This window comes from Gordonia sp. IEGM753 (assembly GCF_050321825.1).
Lineage (GTDB): Bacteria > Pseudomonadota > Gammaproteobacteria > Pseudomonadales > Pseudomonadaceae > Aquipseudomonas.
The window spans coordinates 607,783-624,028 of record NZ_JBNQGB010000001.1 but is presented as its reverse complement, the minus strand read 5'-3'; the positions used below and the strand labels follow the sequence as shown (position 1 = coordinate 624,028).

Annotated in this window: 18 protein-coding genes and 1 tRNA gene; 8 read left to right on the top strand and 11 right to left on the bottom strand. The window is 56.4% G+C overall.

Annotated features, from left to right (window positions below; genetic code table 11):
* The first annotated feature begins 6 nt into the window (after positions 1 to 6).
* From ACQR3R_RS02895 to ACQR3R_RS02875, 5 genes are all read left to right on the top strand, one after another.
* Positions 7 to 942, top strand: coding sequence for an acetaldehyde dehydrogenase (acetylating) (locus ACQR3R_RS02895; RefSeq protein WP_428270471.1), 936 nt, complete (start codon positions 7 to 9; stop codon positions 940 to 942).
* 10 nt (positions 943 to 952) lie between these two features.
* Positions 953 to 1,963, top strand: a complete 1,011-nt coding sequence (gene dmpG / locus ACQR3R_RS02890) for a 4-hydroxy-2-oxovalerate aldolase (RefSeq protein WP_428270469.1) — start codon at positions 953 to 955, stop codon at positions 1,961 to 1,963.
* A 148-nt stretch (positions 1,964 to 2,111) separates the two neighbouring features.
* Complete coding sequence (gene mhpT, locus ACQR3R_RS02885; protein WP_428270467.1) at positions 2,112 to 3,317, top strand: 3-(3-hydroxy-phenyl)propionate transporter MhpT; 1,206 nt, start codon at positions 2,112 to 2,114, stop codon at positions 3,315 to 3,317.
* Between the two features lie 71 nt (positions 3,318 to 3,388).
* Positions 3,389 to 4,660: an OprD family outer membrane porin gene (locus ACQR3R_RS02880; protein ID WP_428270466.1), complete on the top strand. Its 1,272-nt coding sequence runs from the start codon at positions 3,389 to 3,391 to the stop codon at positions 4,658 to 4,660.
* A gap of 408 nt (positions 4,661 to 5,068) precedes the next feature.
* On the top strand, positions 5,069 to 5,230 hold the full coding sequence (locus ACQR3R_RS02875; RefSeq protein WP_428270465.1) for a hypothetical protein: 162 nt from the start codon (positions 5,069 to 5,071) through the stop codon (positions 5,228 to 5,230).
* Between the two features lie 80 nt (positions 5,231 to 5,310).
* On the opposite strand, the gene ACQR3R_RS02870 is transcribed toward ACQR3R_RS02875, so the two are convergent.
* Positions 5,311 to 5,691, bottom strand: coding sequence for a DUF6713 family protein (locus tag ACQR3R_RS02870; protein ID WP_428270463.1), 381 nt, complete (start codon positions 5,689 to 5,691; stop codon positions 5,311 to 5,313).
* Positions 5,692 to 6,054: 363 nt separating this feature from the next.
* On the opposite strand from ACQR3R_RS02870, the gene ACQR3R_RS02865 reads away from it, so the two are divergent.
* Positions 6,055 to 6,222 carry a hypothetical protein gene (locus tag ACQR3R_RS02865; RefSeq protein ID WP_428270462.1) on the top strand — a complete coding sequence of 56 codons (168 nt, stop codon included), beginning with the start codon at positions 6,055 to 6,057 and terminating at the stop codon, positions 6,220 to 6,222.
* An 874-nt stretch (positions 6,223 to 7,096) separates the two neighbouring features.
* Here the strand turns inward: ACQR3R_RS02865 and ACQR3R_RS02860 are convergent.
* From ACQR3R_RS02860 to thrS, 9 genes are all read right to left on the bottom strand, one after another.
* Positions 7,097 to 7,173 (bottom strand) — tRNA-Pro (locus ACQR3R_RS02860).
* Between the two features lie 88 nt (positions 7,174 to 7,261).
* Positions 7,262 to 7,618 (bottom strand): MerR family transcriptional regulator, encoded by a 357-nt coding sequence (locus ACQR3R_RS02855; protein ID WP_003179985.1) that lies wholly within the window; start codon positions 7,616 to 7,618, stop codon positions 7,262 to 7,264.
* The gene (gene ihfA, locus ACQR3R_RS02850) at positions 7,599 to 7,901 is read right to left on the bottom strand and encodes an integration host factor subunit alpha (RefSeq protein ID WP_002553164.1); all 303 of its coding nucleotides are present in this window, start codon (positions 7,899 to 7,901) and stop codon (positions 7,599 to 7,601) included. Before ihfA ends, ACQR3R_RS02855 begins: the two co-directional genes overlap by 20 nt.
* A gap of 3 nt (positions 7,902 to 7,904) precedes the next feature.
* Complete coding sequence (gene pheT, locus ACQR3R_RS02845; protein WP_428270461.1) at positions 7,905 to 10,286, bottom strand: phenylalanine--tRNA ligase subunit beta; 2,382 nt, start codon at positions 10,284 to 10,286, stop codon at positions 7,905 to 7,907.
* 26 nt (positions 10,287 to 10,312) lie between these two features.
* The gene (pheS, locus tag ACQR3R_RS02840; protein ID WP_428270460.1) at positions 10,313 to 11,329 is read right to left on the bottom strand and encodes a phenylalanine--tRNA ligase subunit alpha; all 1,017 of its coding nucleotides are present in this window, start codon (positions 11,327 to 11,329) and stop codon (positions 10,313 to 10,315) included.
* Positions 11,330 to 11,438: 109 nt separating this feature from the next.
* Positions 11,439 to 11,795, bottom strand: coding sequence for a 50S ribosomal protein L20 (gene rplT, locus ACQR3R_RS02835; protein ID WP_007905879.1), 357 nt, complete (start codon positions 11,793 to 11,795; stop codon positions 11,439 to 11,441).
* A gap of 27 nt (positions 11,796 to 11,822) precedes the next feature.
* On the bottom strand, positions 11,823 to 12,017 hold the full coding sequence (gene rpmI, locus ACQR3R_RS02830) for a 50S ribosomal protein L35 (protein WP_008145659.1): 195 nt from the start codon (positions 12,015 to 12,017) through the stop codon (positions 11,823 to 11,825).
* Between the two features lie 60 nt (positions 12,018 to 12,077).
* Positions 12,078 to 12,611 carry a translation initiation factor IF-3 gene (gene infC, locus ACQR3R_RS02825; RefSeq protein WP_010455932.1) on the bottom strand — a complete coding sequence of 178 codons (534 nt, stop codon included), beginning with the start codon at positions 12,609 to 12,611 and terminating at the stop codon, positions 12,078 to 12,080.
* Between the two features lie 17 nt (positions 12,612 to 12,628).
* Positions 12,629 to 14,551: a threonine--tRNA ligase gene (thrS, locus tag ACQR3R_RS02820; RefSeq protein ID WP_428270459.1), complete on the bottom strand. Its 1,923-nt coding sequence runs from the start codon at positions 14,549 to 14,551 to the stop codon at positions 12,629 to 12,631.
* Positions 14,552 to 14,935: 384 nt separating this feature from the next.
* Between thrS and ACQR3R_RS02815 the strand changes: the two genes are divergently transcribed.
* Together ACQR3R_RS02815 and ACQR3R_RS02810 are read left to right on the top strand one after the other, a co-directional pair.
* Positions 14,936 to 15,235 carry a hypothetical protein gene (locus ACQR3R_RS02815; protein ID WP_428270457.1) on the top strand — a complete coding sequence of 100 codons (300 nt, stop codon included), beginning with the start codon at positions 14,936 to 14,938 and terminating at the stop codon, positions 15,233 to 15,235.
* 292 nt (positions 15,236 to 15,527) lie between these two features.
* Positions 15,528 to 15,740: a cold-shock protein gene (locus ACQR3R_RS02810; RefSeq protein ID WP_007905882.1), complete on the top strand. Its 213-nt coding sequence runs from the start codon at positions 15,528 to 15,530 to the stop codon at positions 15,738 to 15,740.
* A gap of 72 nt (positions 15,741 to 15,812) precedes the next feature.
* Here ACQR3R_RS02810 and ACQR3R_RS02805 read toward each other — a convergent pair whose 3' ends face one another.
* Positions 15,813 to 16,133 (bottom strand): I78 family peptidase inhibitor, encoded by a 321-nt coding sequence (locus ACQR3R_RS02805; RefSeq protein WP_428270454.1) that lies wholly within the window; start codon positions 16,131 to 16,133, stop codon positions 15,813 to 15,815.
* Positions 16,134 to 16,246 lie beyond the last annotated feature (113 nt).

Below are 16,246 nucleotides of genomic sequence, written 5' to 3'. Positions count from 1 at the left end.
ACAACAATGAACAAACTCAAAGTCGCCATCGTCGGTTCCGGCAACATCGGCACCGACCTGATGATCAAGATCCTGCGCAACGCCAAACACCTGGAGATGGCGGTCATGGTCGGCATCGACCCGGCCTCCGACGGCCTTGCCCGCGCCCAGCGCATGGGCGTGGCCACCACCCACGAAGGGGTTGAAGGCCTGACCCGCATGGACGAATTCAAGGACATCGATTTCGTCTTCGATGCCACCTCGGCCAGTGCCCATGTGAAAAACGATGCGTTTCTGCGCTCGATCAAACCGGGCATCCGCCTGATCGACCTGACGCCGGCGGCCATCGGCCCGTACTGCGTGCCGGTGGTCAACCTGGAACAAAATCTGGATCAGCTCAACGTCAACATGGTCACCTGCGGTGGCCAAGCCACCATCCCGATGGTCGCAGCGGTGTCGCGTGTGGCGAAGGTGCATTACGCCGAAATCGTTGCCTCGATTGCCAGCAAATCTGCCGGACCGGGCACCCGCGCCAACATCGACGAATTCACCGAAACCACCTCCAAGGCCATCGAAGTGATCGGCGGCGCGGCCAAGGGCAAAGCGATCATCGTGATGAACCCGGCCGAGCCACCGTTGATGATGCGCGACACGGTATTCGTGTTGTCCGAGGCCGCCGACCAGGCTGAGGTCGAGGCATCCATTGTCGAAATGGCCGTCGCCGTTCAGGCCTATGTGCCAGGTTATCGCCTCAAACAACACGTGCAGTTCGACGTCATCCCTGAGGATGCACCGCTGCACATTCCGGGTCTGGGCACATTCTCCGGACTCAAGACTTCGGTGTTCCTTGAAGTCGAAGGCGCCGCCCATTACCTGCCGGCCTACGCCGGCAATCTCGACATCATGACCTCCGCTGCCTTGGCCACCGCCGAGCGCATGGCGCAGTCGATGCTGAACGCCTGAGGAGACCGACATGAACGGCAAGAATATCTACATTTCCGACGTGACCCTGCGCGACGGCAGCCACGCGGTACGCCACCAGTATTCACTGCAGAATGTGCAGGACATCGCCCGTGCGCTGGACAAGGCCAAGGTCGATGCCATCGAAGTTGCCCATGGCGACGGTCTGCAAGGTTCGAGCTTCAACTACGGCTTTGCGTCGCACACCGATCTGGAGTGGATCGAAGCGGCGGCGGATGTGATCAGCCACGCCAAAATCACTACTTTGCTGCTGCCTGGCATCGGCACGGTGCATGACCTGAAAGCGGCCTACAACGCCGGGGCCCGGGTGGTGCGCATCGCCACCCATTGCACCGAGGCCGACGTCTCGAAGCAACACATCGAATACGCCCGCGAACTGGGCATGGACACCGTCGGTTTCCTGATGATGAGCCACATGATTCCGGCTGAGCAGTTAGCCGCCCAAGCCAAGCTGATGGAAAGCTACGGCGCGACCTGCGTGTACATGGCCGACTCCGGCGGCGCGATGAACATGCAGGATATCCGCGACCGCTTCCGTGCGTTCAAAGCGGTGCTCAAGCCTGAAACCGAAACCGGCATGCACGCGCACCACAACCTGAGCCTGGGCGTGGCCAACTCGATCACCGCTGTCGAGGAAGGCTGCGACCGTATCGATGCGAGCTTGGCGGGCATGGGCGCCGGTGCCGGCAACGCGCCGCTGGAAGTTTTTATCGCCGCGGCCGAACGTCTGGGCTGGAACCACGGCACCGACCTTTACACCCTGATGGACGCGGCCGACGACATCGTCCGCCCGCTGCAAGATCGGCCGGTGCGGGTCGACCGTGAAACCTTGGCGCTGGGTTATGCCGGGGTCTATTCGAGCTTCCTGCGCCATGCCGAAATCGCTGCCGCCAAGTACGGCCTCAAGACCCTCGACATCCTCGTCGAACTGGGCAAGCGGCGCATGGTTGGCGGCCAGGAAGACATGATCGTCGACGTGGCGCTGGACCTGCTCAAACGCTAACACCTAAAAAACTGTGGGAACGAACCTGCTCGCGATAGGGCCATGACCTTCAACATCATCGTTGACTGTTCCACCGCCATCGCGAGCAGGCTCGCTCCCACAGGGATCACTCCTGACTGACATAACAACAATAAAACGGGTACTGCCCATGACATTGCTGAATCTGACTACACCTGTGCACCTGACACGGACCATCGGTCTGTGTTTTCTCGTGGCCCTGATGGAAGGCCTTGACCTGCAAGCTTCGGGAATCGCCGCCCAAGGCATGGCGGTGGCTTTTCAACTGGATAAATTACACATGGGCTGGGTCTTCAGCGCCGGGATTTTCGGGCTGCTACCCGGTGCATTCCTCGGCGGTTTGTTGGCTGACCGCGTCGGTCGCAAACGCGTGTTGATGGGTTCGGTGGCCCTGTTCGGGCTGTTCTCGCTGGTCACTGCCATCGCCTGGGACTTCAACAGTTTGCTGATTGCCCGTTGCCTGACGGGTGTAGGCCTGGGCGCTGCCTTGCCCAACCTGATCGCCCTGACCAGTGAAGTGGCTGGCCCACGCTTGCGTGGTGTGGCGGTCAGCATGATGTATTGCGGTGTACCGCTGGGGGCCGCACTGGCGGCCAGCATTGGCATCGCTGACTTGGCAGGTGGCTGGCAGACGGTGTTCTACGTCGGTGGATTCGTGCCGTTATTGATCGTGCCGCTGCTCGGGCTTTATCTGCCGGAGTCGACACTGTTTCGCAGCATCAAGGCAGAGGCACCCGTCGGTGTAGTTCAAGGCTTGTTCCGTCAAGGTGCAGCGCTGCCGACTGCGATGATCTGGGTCAGCTATTTCTTTACGCTGATGGTGGTGTACATCCTGATCAACTGGCTGCCGAGCTTGCTGGTCGGCCAGGGTTTCACAGGGCGCCAGGCCAGTTGGGTGATGCTGGCGCTGCAGTTTGGCGCGGCAAGCGGCACCTTGCTGCTGGGCTGGGTGATGGATCGCCTCCCGGCGTGGGCGCTGTCCGCGCTGATCTACGTCGGCATCCTTGCTTCCTTGACCGCACTGGGTCTGGCCAGCCAGTGGGAAAGCATGCTGCTGGCCGGTTTCGTCGCTGGTTTCTTCGCCACTGGCGGGCAATGCGTGTTGTATGCGCTGGCACCGCATTTTTATCGCCCGTCCATTCGCGCCACCGGTGTCGGCAGCGCGGTTGCCATCGGCCGACTTGGCGCAATGAGCGGCCCGTTAGTGGCCGGCAAGATGCTTGCGTTGGGCACCGGCACGACCGGCGTGATGATGGCCTCGGCACCGGGGATCGTCATCGCAGCGCTGGCGATGTTTTACCTGTCGGTGCGACGCAACGGCTCACAAGCCGACTGAGTTTCTATGCGCAACACCCCGCGTCGCGATGGCGCGGGATTACTCCAACAACAATAAAAGTGAACACCTCCATGCTCAGGAAATCCCTCGGAGCGCTCAGCGCCTGCACCTGCGTTTTCTCCATTGGCCAAGCTTGCGCCAGCGGTTTTGTCGATGACAGTCATGCCGATCTGGTGATGCGCAACTATTACTTCGATCGCAATTACGTGAACACCACGCCGCAGGCAGCTGCTCGCGAGTGGGCGCAAGGTTTCATCCTCAACATGCGTTCGGGTTACACGCAAGGACCTGTCGGCTTCGGCCTGGACGCCCAGGGCTTGCTCGGTTTGCGCCTCGACTCCTCGGCGGATCGTGCCGGAACCGGCCTGCTGCCGTACAACCCAACCACCCACGAGCCGGCCAGTGAATATTCGGAGCTGGGCTTGACCGCCAAGGTCCGCGCATCGAAGAGTGAGTTGCAACTGGGCACCATAAGCACCTTCCTGCCGATAGCCTTTGCCAGCCCTACTCGCTTGCTGCCGCAAACCTTTCGCGGTGCGTACCTCAAGTCACAGGAAATCGACAACCTGACCCTGCACGTCGGTTGGCTCGATCGCATCAACCTGCGCGACTCCACGGACTACCAGAAAATGTCGGTGGCCTCGCCCAACGGCCGCTTCAACGGTGCCGCCGAGTCGGACCGCTTTACCTTCCTCGGCGGCGACTACACCTGGTCGTCGCAACTGACGCTGAAGTACTACCACGCCGAACTTGCTGACCTTTACCGTAAGGACTTCTACGGCTTCGTCGACAATCGCCCGATGGGCCCCGGCAACCTGAAAAGTGACTTCCGCCTGTTCGTCACGGGCGAGGACGGTGCGGCCAAGGCTGGCCCCGTGGACAACCGCAATGCGGCGCTGATGCTCACGTACAGCCTGGGCGCCCACAAATTCGGTGCCGGTTACATGCAACTGACCGGCAAAACGGCCATGCCGTATCTGTTCGGCACCGAGCCGTTGGTGATCACCGAAGGCACGCTGAGCTCGGAATTCATCAACCCCAAGGAGCGCAGTTGGCAGGTACGGTATGACTACAATTTCGTGGCCATGGGCTTGCCGGGGCTCAATGGGATGCTGCGTTACGTCAGTGGCGACAACATCGAACTGGCCAAGCTGGGAGGCTCGAACCTGACAGAAAGCGAGAAAGATATCGAACTGTCATACGTACTGCAGGGGACTTCACTGAAAGGGTTGGCCCTGCGCGTGCGTAACGCCTGGTACCGCAACGATTTCGCCCCGCAGGCCAGCCATCGGGATGACAATGAACTGCGGGTAAATGTCGATTACACGTGGAGGTTATGGTGAATTCGCTTTCGCGTGACGGCAGAGCTGGAGGCTGCCCCACTCAGCCTGGGCATTCATTGCTGTAGCGTGCATGTTGTAAGGACCTGTGATCCACGGCGAACAAATGCTGTTTGACGCTGTGAGTAGGAAGCTCGAAGCCCACACCGAAGACGACCGGACAGACCTGCAATCAGCGGCGGGTAACTGACCAACACCGCTGACGCAACAACCCCGGTTTGTCGCCAGTAGCGAGACCGGGGATTTCACCGATTGGCCTTGGCGACAGGGCCAGACGGGAAATCAACCGGAGACAGCAGCAAGCAAATCAACTAGCAAAAGACGGTGCAGGTGAACGTGACCGAGCTTCACCTGCATATCAAAGTGCGCGATGGCTTTGCGGGCGGACTGAAAGACGCCTAGGGTGAAGAAGTGGGCAGCTACGAAGGCTACGTCCCGGACTTCTTCCCAGGTCAGCATTACGGTGACTACCTGATCCTCAGCATCGACCTGGAGACGGGCCAGATCAAAAACTGGCAAAAACCCAGCGCCGACGACATCGAAAAGATGCTCAGCCAAGGCGATGACGACTGATTGAAAGCATCACCTCTGCACATTCGCTGAGTGGGCAGAAGGATGCGGACGAAGCTGCGGCCTATCTCCGCCCACCGGCATCAAATAGCGGGCACGCTAACCCGCGATTCAATATTTCGGGTCTTGACTAGCAACCATATGGAGCTGATCAAGCAAAGAACGATGACAGCAATGGACAGTGGCAAGTGAAATAGCTGGGAGCCGGCAACAGCGAAGCCGGTGTGAATAACGAACGTCAGCACGCCTAGGCCTGCACAAATTTTGGCGTACAAAAAAGCACTGCTCGTGCCAAGCAATACATGCCTATAACCAATCAATAAAAAGGTAACGGCCGCGGCATTGAAAAGGAGAAAGCCCTGTATCCCGCCGGGCACATAAAACATCTCCCATTCGCGCCAAAAGGCCGCATCTATCTGATGTAAAACCAGCAAAAGAGTCGTCAAAAAGTAGCTTCTTTCCATTTAAGCAGCCCCAGTGGATTCGTGATTTTCGTCCGTGCACACAGCGCTAAAGATCATAAGAGGTGCCGCCACGAAACGCTAACTCATCACCGTTTCCAGTAGGTCTTTTTATTGCACGAGCAGCGACATCGCACCACTACACGCTGCCGGCCCTACCCCACCAAACCCGCTTGCACTCCCATCAGCCGGTGCCGCGACGATGTTGTCTCTCCATACCTGGTGCACCGCAAGCCCGATCGTCTGAAGCAAAAACAGGCGCAGACCAAGGATCACTGGACGAAGGTTGAAGAGAGGTATTTGACTCGAGCATTCAAAGAGGCCAGGGACGCGGCGGAATGTTACAAGGGATGGAAGGAAGAGGAGATGCCAGGCTTCCACGAAGTGCGAGCGTTGTCGCTGCACCTGTACAAGAAAGCCGGAAAAGACGGGCAGAAAATCGCAGGCCATGCGAGCGAGGGCATGACCAAAAACTACCAGCGAGACCACGAGGAAATAGTCTGGTCCGAGGCAATTCCAGACCTGAATATGTGAGTTAGCAGCGGATTTGGCACCGAGCAGGACCTTGCAAGAGATTCCGAGCTGACCGCTAGGAGCCGCGGCCGACGGATCTTTCGAGGGTTCAGCGGCACTCAATCGGTGCCAACTACCTGCAAAATGGTTTGTCACCAAAACAGCAAGAAGTCGGGTGAATTTGCGGTCTGTTTGGCACTGCGGTTTGGGCCCAAAAACGTCGAATTTGGAGGTATGAGTCAGGATCACGGACGCGATGGTTTGATCCCAAATCGGCCCCTGGGCCTTGTGATCAAAGGGCTCGTCCGGCGACTAGAGACCTTCCACAGACCTGGCGATTGCCCAACCACCCTCCCCGCCCTCCCCGCGCTCTGTTCCGTTTCCCTAGCGCACAATCGGAAGTCCGGCCTAAAGGTGCTTCCGTTTGTCTTCAAAGGCACGGCCCGCGTGACGTACAGCCTGTTTCGCGGATGTTGGATGGTGACCTTTAAGAACGAAGAATCGGAACTGAGCTTCCAGGGTTTAGCGCCGCGGAGCCGGTGAGGAAAAACGCCCGAATCGCCCGAAAAAAGGGCGTTTGGTAAGGCTATCTGACATGCGAAAAAGCGGAGAAAGGAAGAGAAATATCAGACAGGATTGGTGCCAAAGGCAGCGCGCAAAAGGGCCAAAAGCGGCGTGAACTCACATCCCTGCGTAAGCTGAGGCAGTTAGGAAAACGCTGATGAGAGAATGTACTACGGGGGGGTGAAGATGGCATGAGAAGACTGCCAGATAAGGCATCAATTCACGCGAACACAGTGAGGATTCCACCCAGAGCCAGTGATTTTGTAGGGGTAAAAACGATCAAAAATAAAAAGGGGTCGCGAAATAAAATCTCGCAACCCCTTGAATTATATGGTCGGGACGGAGTGATTCGAACACTCGACCCCTAGCACCCCATGCTAGTGCGCTACCGGACTGCGCTACGCCCCGACTAGGCGTTTAACTCGCTCTTCACCTCGAAGATCGCTCAAGAATATATCGCAAGCGTTTGAAAACTGGAAGTATTCAAATGCAGAAATTATTTCTTGAGAACTACCAATACGTCTTCCAACTCGGCAATCATTTGCCGAATCATCTGTTTGTATTGAGTGGTGTCGTCTTTGGCTTCATCGCCGGACAAACGCAAGCGTGCGCCGCCGATGGTGAACCCTTGATCGTAAAGGAGCGCACGAATCTGCCGGATCATCAGCACGTCTTGTCGCTGATAATACCGGCGGTTTCCGCGGCGTTTGACGGGATTGAGTTGAGGAAACTCCTGTTCCCAATAGCGCAGCACGTGCGGTTTTACCGCACACAGCTCGCTAACTTCACCAATGGTGAAGTAGCGTTTGCCTGGGATGACGGGTAGCTCGTCGTTATGACTTGGTTCCAGCATACGCCTCAACTCGGGCCTTCAACTTCTGCCCTGGACGAAAGGTGACCACACGGCGAGCCGTGATCGGGATTTCTTCACCCGTTTTCGGATTGCGGCCAGGCCGCTGGCGTTTGTCCCGAAGGTCGAAATTGCCGAAACCGGACAATTTGACTTGTTCGTTGTCTTCAAGAGCGTGCCTGATTTCTTCAAAAAACAGTTCGACCAATTCCTTGGCCTCCCGTTTATTCAGGCCCAGCTCTTCATACAGACGTTCCGCCATTTCAGCTTTCGTCAGAGCCCCCATACGTCACTTCCTTAACGTGGCGTTCAACCTTTGTTCGAGCGAGGTGAGGATGTTTTGCGTCGTGGTATTCACCTCATCGTCATTAAGAGTGCGCGATGGATGCTGCCAGGTCAAGCCAACTGCAAGGCTTTTTCTATGCGGATCAATACCTTTACCCTGATACACGTCAAATAGCCTGAGGTCTGTCAGCCATTCGCCTGCATTTTCACGGATTACATCCAGTACAGCACTGGCTGCAACGCCTTCGTCGGCAATCAACGCCAGGTCACGACGCACTTCAGGAAAGCGCGATAACTCCTGGAATTTAGGCATTTTGCCTAACGCCACTTCGGCCAAAACCAGCTCAAAAACAAAGACAGGACGGTCGAGGCCCAAAGTTTTCGACAATTCAGGGTGTATGGCCCCGACGAAACCTACCAGACGACCTTCACGCTCAATGCGCGCGGTTTGGCCCGGATGCAATGCAGGGTGTTTGCCTGGTACAAACGTGAAGGAGTCCAGCGCGCCGGCGAAGCCCAACACCGCTTCCACATCCGCTTTGACGTCGAAGAAGTCCACGACATCGCGACCTTGCGCCCAACCTTCCGGCAGACGGCTACCGCAAACCACGCCCGCCAGCATCGGCTCTTGTTTCAAGCCTTCCAGCTGCCCCACAAAGCGCAGGCCGCTTTCGAACAGACGCACGCGATCCTGTTGACGATTCAGGTTGTGTTGAAGCGATTTCACCAGGCCCGGCCACAAGGACGAACGCATGGCAGCCATGTCATTCGAGATCGGGTTCGCCAGCAACAGCGGTTCGACACCCGGATTAAACAACTCGAATTGTTTCGGATCGATGAAGCTGTAGGTAATTGCTTCCTGGTAGCCGCGCGCCACCAACAAACGACGCAGTTCAGGCAAGTCACTACGCGCTTCAGCCTTGGCTTGCGGTGCCAGACGAGCCTGCGGGTAACGAACCGGGAGGCGGTTATAGCCGTAAAGGCGTGCCAGCTCTTCGATCAAGTCAACTTCCAGACTGATGTCAAAGCGATGACTCGGCACTTCAACGCGCCACTGCCCTGCCCCATCAGCCGAAACAGCCAGACCCAAAGCGTTGAGCAAGCGCTCGACTTCGGTCGAATCCATTTCCATGCCCAGCATCTGGGTGATGCGCTGGGCACGCAACGTGACCGGTGCAATCTTCGGCAGGTGCTGCTCGCTGACGGTTTCAATGATCGGGCCAGCTTCGCCGCCAGTAATTTCCAGCAGCAGGCCTGTTGCACGCTCCATGGCTTCACGCGCCAGTTGCCAATCAACGCCACGCTCGTAGCGATGCGAGGCATCGGTGTGCAGGCCGTAGGAACGAGCCTTGCCAGCTACAGCGATCTGATCGAAAAACGCACTTTCAAGGAAGATATCGCGAGTGGTCGCCGTGTTGACACCGCTGTGCTCGCCACCCATGACACCGGCGATAGCCAAGGCGCGAGTGTGGTCGGCAATCACCAGCGTATCGCTGCGCAGGCTGACTTCCTGGCCGTCGAGCAGAACCAGTTTCTCGCCCTCTTCGGCCATCCGCACACGGATGCCACCATTTATTTCGGCGAGATCGAACGCGTGCAACGGTTGACCCAGTTCCAGCATCACATAGTTGGTGATGTCGACGGCAGCATCAATGCTGCGCACTTCGGAGCGACGCAAACGCTCAACCATCCACAGCGGTGTAGGCTTGGACAGGTCAACGTTGCGGATCACACGCCCCAGATAACGTGGGCAAGCGGCAGGTGCCAGCACTTCCACCGAGCGCACTTCATCGTGCACGGCAGGTACGACCGCAACCACTGGACGAGTGACGCTGGCGTCGTACAGCGCGCCTACTTCACGAGCCAGGCCGGCAACAGACAGACAGTCGCCGCGGTTCGGGGTCAAATCGACCTCGATGCTGGCGTCATCCAGGCTCAGGTATTCACGAATGTCCTGACCCACCGGCGCATCAGCCGGCAACTCCATCAGGCCATCATTGCCCTCACCGATTTGCAGCTCAGCCTGGGAGCACAGCATGCCGTTGGATTCAACGCCACGCAGCTTGGCTTTCTTGATTTTGAAATCGCCTGGCAGTTCGGCGCCAATCATCGCAAACGGGATCTTCAGACCCGGGCGCACGTTTGGCGCGCCACAGACGATCTGGAAAGTTTCCGAACCGTTGCTGACCTGGCAAACACGCAGCTTGTCAGCGTCCGGGTGCTGCTCGGTGCTCAGCACTTCGCCCACCACTACACCGCTGAATTCACCGGCGGCCAGCGTAACGCTATCGACCTCAAGACCGGCCATCGACAGACGAGCAACCAGCTCGTCGCGACTTACCTGCGGGCTTACCCAGCCACGCAGCCATTGTTCACTGAATTTCATCCTGCTCTCCTAAGAATTCGTTACGACTAGCGAAATTGCGCGAGGAACCGCAAGTCGTTGTCGAAGAACAGACGCAAGTCGTTCACGCCGTAACGCAGCATGGCCAGACGCTCTACGCCCATGCCGAAGGCGAAACCGGAAAATTCTTCCGGATCAATCCCGGACATGCGCAGCACGTTGGGGTGAACCATGCCGCAGCCCATCACTTCCAGCCAGCCAGTCTGTTTGCAGACGCGGCAGCCTTTACCGCTACACATCACGCATTCCATGTCGACTTCAGCGGATGGCTCGGTGAATGGGAAGTACGAAGGGCGGAAACGCACGGCCAGTTCTTTTTCGAAGAAGACGCGCAGGAACTCTTCGATGGTGCCTTTGAGGTCGGCAAAATTGATGTCGCGATCGACCAGCAGGCCTTCAACCTGGTGGAACATCGGCGAGTGGGTGATATCGGAGTCGCTGCGGTACACACGGCCTGGGCAGACGATGCGGATCGGCGGCTGTTTCGATTCCATGGTGCGGACCTGTACCGGCGAGGTATGGGTGCGCAGCAACATGTTGGCATTGAAATAGAAAGTGTCATGCATCGACCGGGCCGGGTGATGGCCTGGGATGTTGAGTGCTTCAAAGTTGTGATAGTCGTCTTCGACCTCAGGGCCTTCGGCAATGCCGTAGCCAATGTGGGTAAAGAACTGTTCGACACGTTCCAGAGTACGAGTAACCGGATGCAGACCACCAGAGGTCTGACCGCGGCCAGGCAGGGTCACGTCAATAGACTCGGCAGACAGTTTGGCGGCCAGGTCGGCCTCTTCAAACAGTGCCTTGCGAGTATTGAGAACCTCTGTGACACGCTCCTTGGCAACGTTGATCAGCGCGCCAACTTGTGGACGCTCTTCTGCCGGCAAATTCCCCAGGGTCTTCATCACCTGAGTCAATTCACCCTTTTTGCCAAGGTAGTGAACCCGGATTTGCTCCAGGGCATTGATATCTTCAGCGCTTTGCACAGCCTCTAGTGCTTGAGAGACGAGCGCATCCAGGTTTTCCATGTACAGACTCCAGATACAAAATAGGGGAAGAGCTTGAAGGCTCTTCCCCTATTTATGACGTTTAACACCTGGCCCCACAGAGGTGAGGCCGGGTGACTGTCGGGGGTACTTAAGCCAAGGTGGCTTTAGCTTTCTCGACAATCGCAGCAAACGCCGCTTTTTCGTTCACTGCCAGATCAGCCAGAACCTTACGGTCGATCTCGATGGACGCTTTTTTCAGGCCGGCGATGAAACGGCTGTAGGACAGACCGTTGATACGTGCACCAGCGTTGATACGAGCGATCCACAGAGCGCGGAACTGACGTTTTTTCTGACGACGGTCACGGTAGGCGTATTGGCCTGCCTTGATTACCGCTTGCTTGGCAACACGGAATACGCGCGAACGAGCGCCGTAGTAGCCTTTAGCAAGTTTCAGAATTTTTTTGTGACGTTTACGGGCAATGACGCCACGCTTTACACGAGCCATGAGTTACTTCCTCTATTCTTGACTAAATTAACGAAGGCGCAACATGCGCTCGACTTTTGCCACGTCACACGGTGCCAGCAAGCTGCTACCGCGCAGTTGACGCTTACGCTTGGTCGACATTTTAGTCAGGATGTGGCTCTTGAAAGCGTGCTTGTGCTTGATACCGTTAGCAGTTTTCAGAAACCGCTTAGCAGCACCACTTTTAGTTTTCATTTTTGGCATGTTCGGATACTCCGCATTCAGTTGATAAACATAATCAGAAGGCCTGCCGTGCCCTATTGATTACTTCTTCTTTTTCGGGGCGATGACCATGATCAGCTGGCGTCCTTCCATCTTAGGATGCTGTTCGACCGAACCGTACTCGAGCAAGTCACCTTCAACTCGCTTGAGGAGTTCCATCCCCAGCTCCTGGTGGGCCATCTCACGGCCGCGGAATCGCAAGGATACCTTGGCCCTGTCCCCATCACTCAGGAAACGTACCAGGTTGCGCAGTTTTACCTGGTAATCCCCTTCCTCCGTCCCTGGACGAAACTTGATTTCTTTAACCTGAATCTGCTTCTGGTTTTTCTTGGCCGCGGCAATCTGCTTCTTCTTTTCGAAGATCGATTTGCCGTAGTCCATCAGCTTGCAAACAGGGGGTACTGCATCGGCGGAAATCTCCACCAAATCCAGCTTGGCCTCTTCAGCCTTAAGAAGCGCGTCTTCAATTGACACAATCCCAAGCTGCTCACCTTCAGCTCCAATTAACCGAACCTCGCGTGCCGAGATATTCTCGTTGATCGGGGCTTTCGGTGCAGCTCGTTTATCTTGTCTCATTTCACGCTTAATAATAATTACTCCGAATCTGGGCGACCACGCCGGGAAACCGCTTGCGCGAGAAACTCAGCGAACTGGGCGACGGGCATCGAGCCCAGGTCAGCACCTTCACGAGTACGCACAGCGACAGTCTGCATCTCGACTTCCCGATCTCCGATAACCAAGAGATAAGGAACCTTGAGCAAAGTATGCTCGCGGATTTTAAAGCCGATCTTTTCATTTCTCAAGTCAGACTTGGCACGAAATCCGCTTTCGTTGAGAGTTTTTTCAACTTCAGCGGCGAAATCCGCCTGTTTATCAGTGATATTCAGGATCACTGCCTGGGTCGGAGCCAACCACGCAGGGAACGCACCCTCGTAGTGCTCGATCAGGATTCCGACGAAACGTTCGAAGGAACCGAGGATCGCCCGGTGCAACATAACCGGGTGCTTGCGACTGTTGTCTTCGGAGACGTATTCGGCTCCCAGACGGACAGGCAGGTTAAAATCGAGCTGAAGGGTACCACACTGCCAGACGCGGCCGAGGCAATCTTTCAGCGAGAACTCGATCTTGGGACCGTAGAATGCGCCCTCACCCGGTTGCAGATCATACGGCAGACCAGCACTGTCAAGGGCTGCAGCCAATGCAGCTTCGGCGCGATCCCACAGCTCGTCGGAGCCGACGCGTTTTTCCGGACGAGTGGACAGCTTCATTTCGACTTCTTTAAAGCCGAAGTCGGCATAAACGTCCATGGTCAACTTGATGAATGCTGCGGACTCAGCCTGCATTTGCTCTTCAGTACAGAATATATGGGCATCGTCCTGAGTGAATGCACGCACGCGCATGATGCCGTGCAACGCACCCGATGGCTCGTTACGGTGGCAGGCACCGAACTCGGCCAGACGCATCGGCAACTCACGGTAGCTTTTCAAGCCTTGGTTGAACACTTGCACGTGGCAAGGGCAGTTCATTGGCTTGATAGCGTAATCGCGGTTTTCCGACTGCGTGGTAAACATGTTGTCGGCGTAGTTCGCCCAGTGCCCGGATTTCTCCCACAGGCTGCGGTCAACGACCTGAGGAGTCTTGATCTCCAGGTAGCCGTTGTCGCGCTGAACTTTGCGCATGTACTGCTCGAGTACCTGGTACAGAGTCCAGCCGTTCGGGTGCCAGAACACCATGCCCGGTGCTTCTTCCTGGGTATGGAACAAGCCCAGACGCTTGCCGATCTTGCGGTGATCGCGCTTTTCAGCTTCTTCAATACGCTGGATATAAGCAGCCAACTGCTTTTTGTCGGCCCAGGCAGTACCGTAAACGCGCTGCAACTGCTCGTTTTTGGCATCGCCGCGCCAGTAGGCACCGGACAACTTGGTCAGTTTGAAGGACTTGAGGAAGCGAGTATTCGGCACGTGCGGACCACGGCACATGTCGACGTATTCTTCGTGATAGTACAGGCCCATGGCCTGTTCATTCGGCATGTCCTCGACCAGACGCAGCTTGTAGTCTTCACCACGGGCCTTGAACACTTCGATCACTTCGGCGCGCGGAGTGACTTTTTTGATCACGTCGTAATCTTTCTCGATCAGCTGCTGCATGCGCTGTTCGATGGCCGCCATGTCGTCCGGAGTAAAAGGACGCTCAAAGGCGATATCGTAATAAAAGCCTTCGTCGATGACTGGCCCGATGACCATTTTGGCGGTCGGGTACAGCTGCTTGACCGCATGACCGACCAAGTGAGCGCAAGAGTGGCGAATGATCTCCAGCCCTTCTTCATCCTTTGGCGTAATGATTTGCAGCGTGGAATCGCTGTCGATGATGTCGCTGGCGTCTACCAGCTTGCCATTGACCTTGCCGGCCACGGTGGCTTTGGCGAGGCCAGCACCAATGGATGCGGCGACCTCGGCTACGGAAACCGGGTGGTCGAATGAACGTTGACTGCCGTCGGGAAGAGTAATAGTTGGCATGGCGCCTCCTCTCCTAGTGGTGACCCCTACCAAAGGTCACGTGGGTTGGGATGAGCCAGTACAAGATCCGGTCCAGGCCATTCAATAACGAACGCCTGCCTTACAGCGGCAGGAGCCTTACGGCCAACCGGAAAACCGAACCAGAGTGACTGGGATTCAAATCAGGGTTATTCGCGTCTTTGCCGCCACCGGGATTGAAGATCATCCGGAGCCTGCAAAAACCCGAGCGGATGATGCTAGCACAGATGAACGGTCGCCGCCGCGCCGTCATAAAGGTCATGATGATTTGCTCACTTTCAGCACGCAAAGTGAACTTGAGATGTACGAGCGACCTCGAATAGGCTGAGAATCGCAACAGATTATCGACCCCAAGGAGTTTCAGTCATGCGCCTTATTCGTCTTTTTGCCTTCGCTGCCCCATTGGCCATGCTGCTGCCTTTAAGCGCGCACGCTGCCTGGCCGGCCGGCGTGAAAGCCAAGTACATGGAAGACTGCACGATCGCTGCCAGCAAAAGCGTCAACCCTGCCGAGGCGCAAAAACACTGCGCGTGCGGCGCCGACGTCCTGGAGAAGAAATTCACCACTCAGGAGATCGCGCAACTGATGGACCCGAAAACGCCTCCTACCAACGAATTGGGTCAGCGTGCACTGAAAGAAATTTCGGTATGCAAAGTACAAAAGTAAGGTTTCAAAACCTCGCTTTTGACTCATTCAGCAATGTAAAAACGCTAAAAAACAGCTGATTTACATAATTTACGCAGGTTTTATGGCTTTTTTTTCACCCTGTTTTTAGAGCGCCGAGCCCCTTAAAACGGGGCTTCCAGCCATTTAGCACCGCGAAAAATACGCAACAAGATGGCAAACAGCACCTCCGGGGGGCTCCCAAAGCGAACATTTCGACTATGATACCCCGGTGTGCCCAGTTGGCCTGAGCAGCACAGTACTACTGAAAATATATGTTTCTTGGAGATACACCATGTCTAATCGCCAAACCGGCACCGTTAAATGGTTCAACGATGAAAAAGGCTTCGGCTTCATCACTCCTCAAGGTGGCGGTGACGACCTGTTCGTACACTTCAAAGCTATCGAAAGCGACGGTTTCAAAAGCCTGAAAGAAGGCCAGACTGTTTCCTTCGTGGCTGAGAAAGGCCAAAAGGGTATGCAAGCTGCTCAAGTTCGCGCAGAGTAATTTCTACGCGCACTAAAAAAACCCCGTCCATGTGACGGGGTTTTTTATGGGCAAAACAAAAACCTGACGCTATCAGCCACAGTTGACGCGGGTGATGATTTTATTCGCATCGGTGCTCAGGTTAAGGCGATCGGAGCGGTACTCCAGGGTGACCATATCGTTGGGCAGCAGAAAGCGTGCATTCTGAGCGCCTGCGCGGGTCCGGGCCTGTTCCAGCAGTTCAGGCGAAGCCTTTTTGCCAAGGGTGAATTCGGCAGCCTTTGCCTCACAGCGGCTATGACCGGTCTCTGTCGCAGCTACAGGGTCTGTCGCCGATTCGGTTGACGTGCTGCTGCAACCAGCCAGTAACGTTGCGACCAACAAAGTACCCAATGACGCGAACTTCCAAGGCATGAAGCCTCCTTTTTCAATAGTTAAGCTGAGATCGTGCGACCGCCGAGATGGCGTTTGGTTTCACAAGGAGCGTCAGCGCCCGGCCCTCGATCCAGGCAAGCGGCGAGTTTGCC

What these genes read in the sequence shown, in the direction of transcription:
- ACQR3R_RS02895 (WP_428270471.1), top strand. Translation starts at nt 7, where the DNA reads ATGAACAAACTCAAAGTCGCCATCGTCGGTTCCGGCAACATCGGCACC.
- dmpG (WP_428270469.1), top strand. Translation starts at nt 953, where the DNA reads ATGAACGGCAAGAATATCTACATTTCCGACGTGACCCTGCGCGACGGC.
- mhpT (WP_428270467.1), top strand. Translation starts at nt 2,112, where the DNA reads ATGACATTGCTGAATCTGACTACACCTGTGCACCTGACACGGACCATC.
- ACQR3R_RS02880 (WP_428270466.1), top strand. Translation starts at nt 3,389, where the DNA reads ATGCTCAGGAAATCCCTCGGAGCGCTCAGCGCCTGCACCTGCGTTTTC.
- ACQR3R_RS02870 (WP_428270463.1), bottom strand. Translation starts at nt 5,691, where the DNA reads ATGGAAAGAAGCTACTTTTTGACGACTCTTTTGCTGGTTTTACATCAG.
- ACQR3R_RS02865 (WP_428270462.1), top strand. Translation starts at nt 6,055, where the DNA reads ATGCCAGGCTTCCACGAAGTGCGAGCGTTGTCGCTGCACCTGTACAAG.
- ACQR3R_RS02855 (WP_003179985.1), bottom strand. Translation starts at nt 7,618, where the DNA reads ATGCTGGAACCAAGTCATAACGACGAGCTACCCGTCATCCCAGGCAAA.
- ihfA (WP_002553164.1), bottom strand. Translation starts at nt 7,901, where the DNA reads ATGGGGGCTCTGACGAAAGCTGAAATGGCGGAACGTCTGTATGAAGAG.
- pheT (WP_428270461.1), bottom strand. Translation starts at nt 10,286, where the DNA reads ATGAAATTCAGTGAACAATGGCTGCGTGGCTGGGTAAGCCCGCAGGTA.
- pheS (WP_428270460.1), bottom strand. Translation starts at nt 11,329, where the DNA reads ATGGAAAACCTGGATGCGCTCGTCTCTCAAGCACTAGAGGCTGTGCAA.
- rplT (WP_007905879.1), bottom strand. Translation starts at nt 11,795, where the DNA reads ATGGCTCGTGTAAAGCGTGGCGTCATTGCCCGTAAACGTCACAAAAAA.
- rpmI (WP_008145659.1), bottom strand. Translation starts at nt 12,017, where the DNA reads ATGCCAAAAATGAAAACTAAAAGTGGTGCTGCTAAGCGGTTTCTGAAA.
- infC (WP_010455932.1), bottom strand. Translation starts at nt 12,611, where the DNA reads ATGAGACAAGATAAACGAGCTGCACCGAAAGCCCCGATCAACGAGAAT.
- thrS (WP_428270459.1), bottom strand. Translation starts at nt 14,551, where the DNA reads ATGCCAACTATTACTCTTCCCGACGGCAGTCAACGTTCATTCGACCAC.
- ACQR3R_RS02815 (WP_428270457.1), top strand. Translation starts at nt 14,936, where the DNA reads ATGCGCCTTATTCGTCTTTTTGCCTTCGCTGCCCCATTGGCCATGCTG.
- ACQR3R_RS02810 (WP_007905882.1), top strand. Translation starts at nt 15,528, where the DNA reads ATGTCTAATCGCCAAACCGGCACCGTTAAATGGTTCAACGATGAAAAA.
- ACQR3R_RS02805 (WP_428270454.1), bottom strand. Translation starts at nt 16,133, where the DNA reads ATGCCTTGGAAGTTCGCGTCATTGGGTACTTTGTTGGTCGCAACGTTA.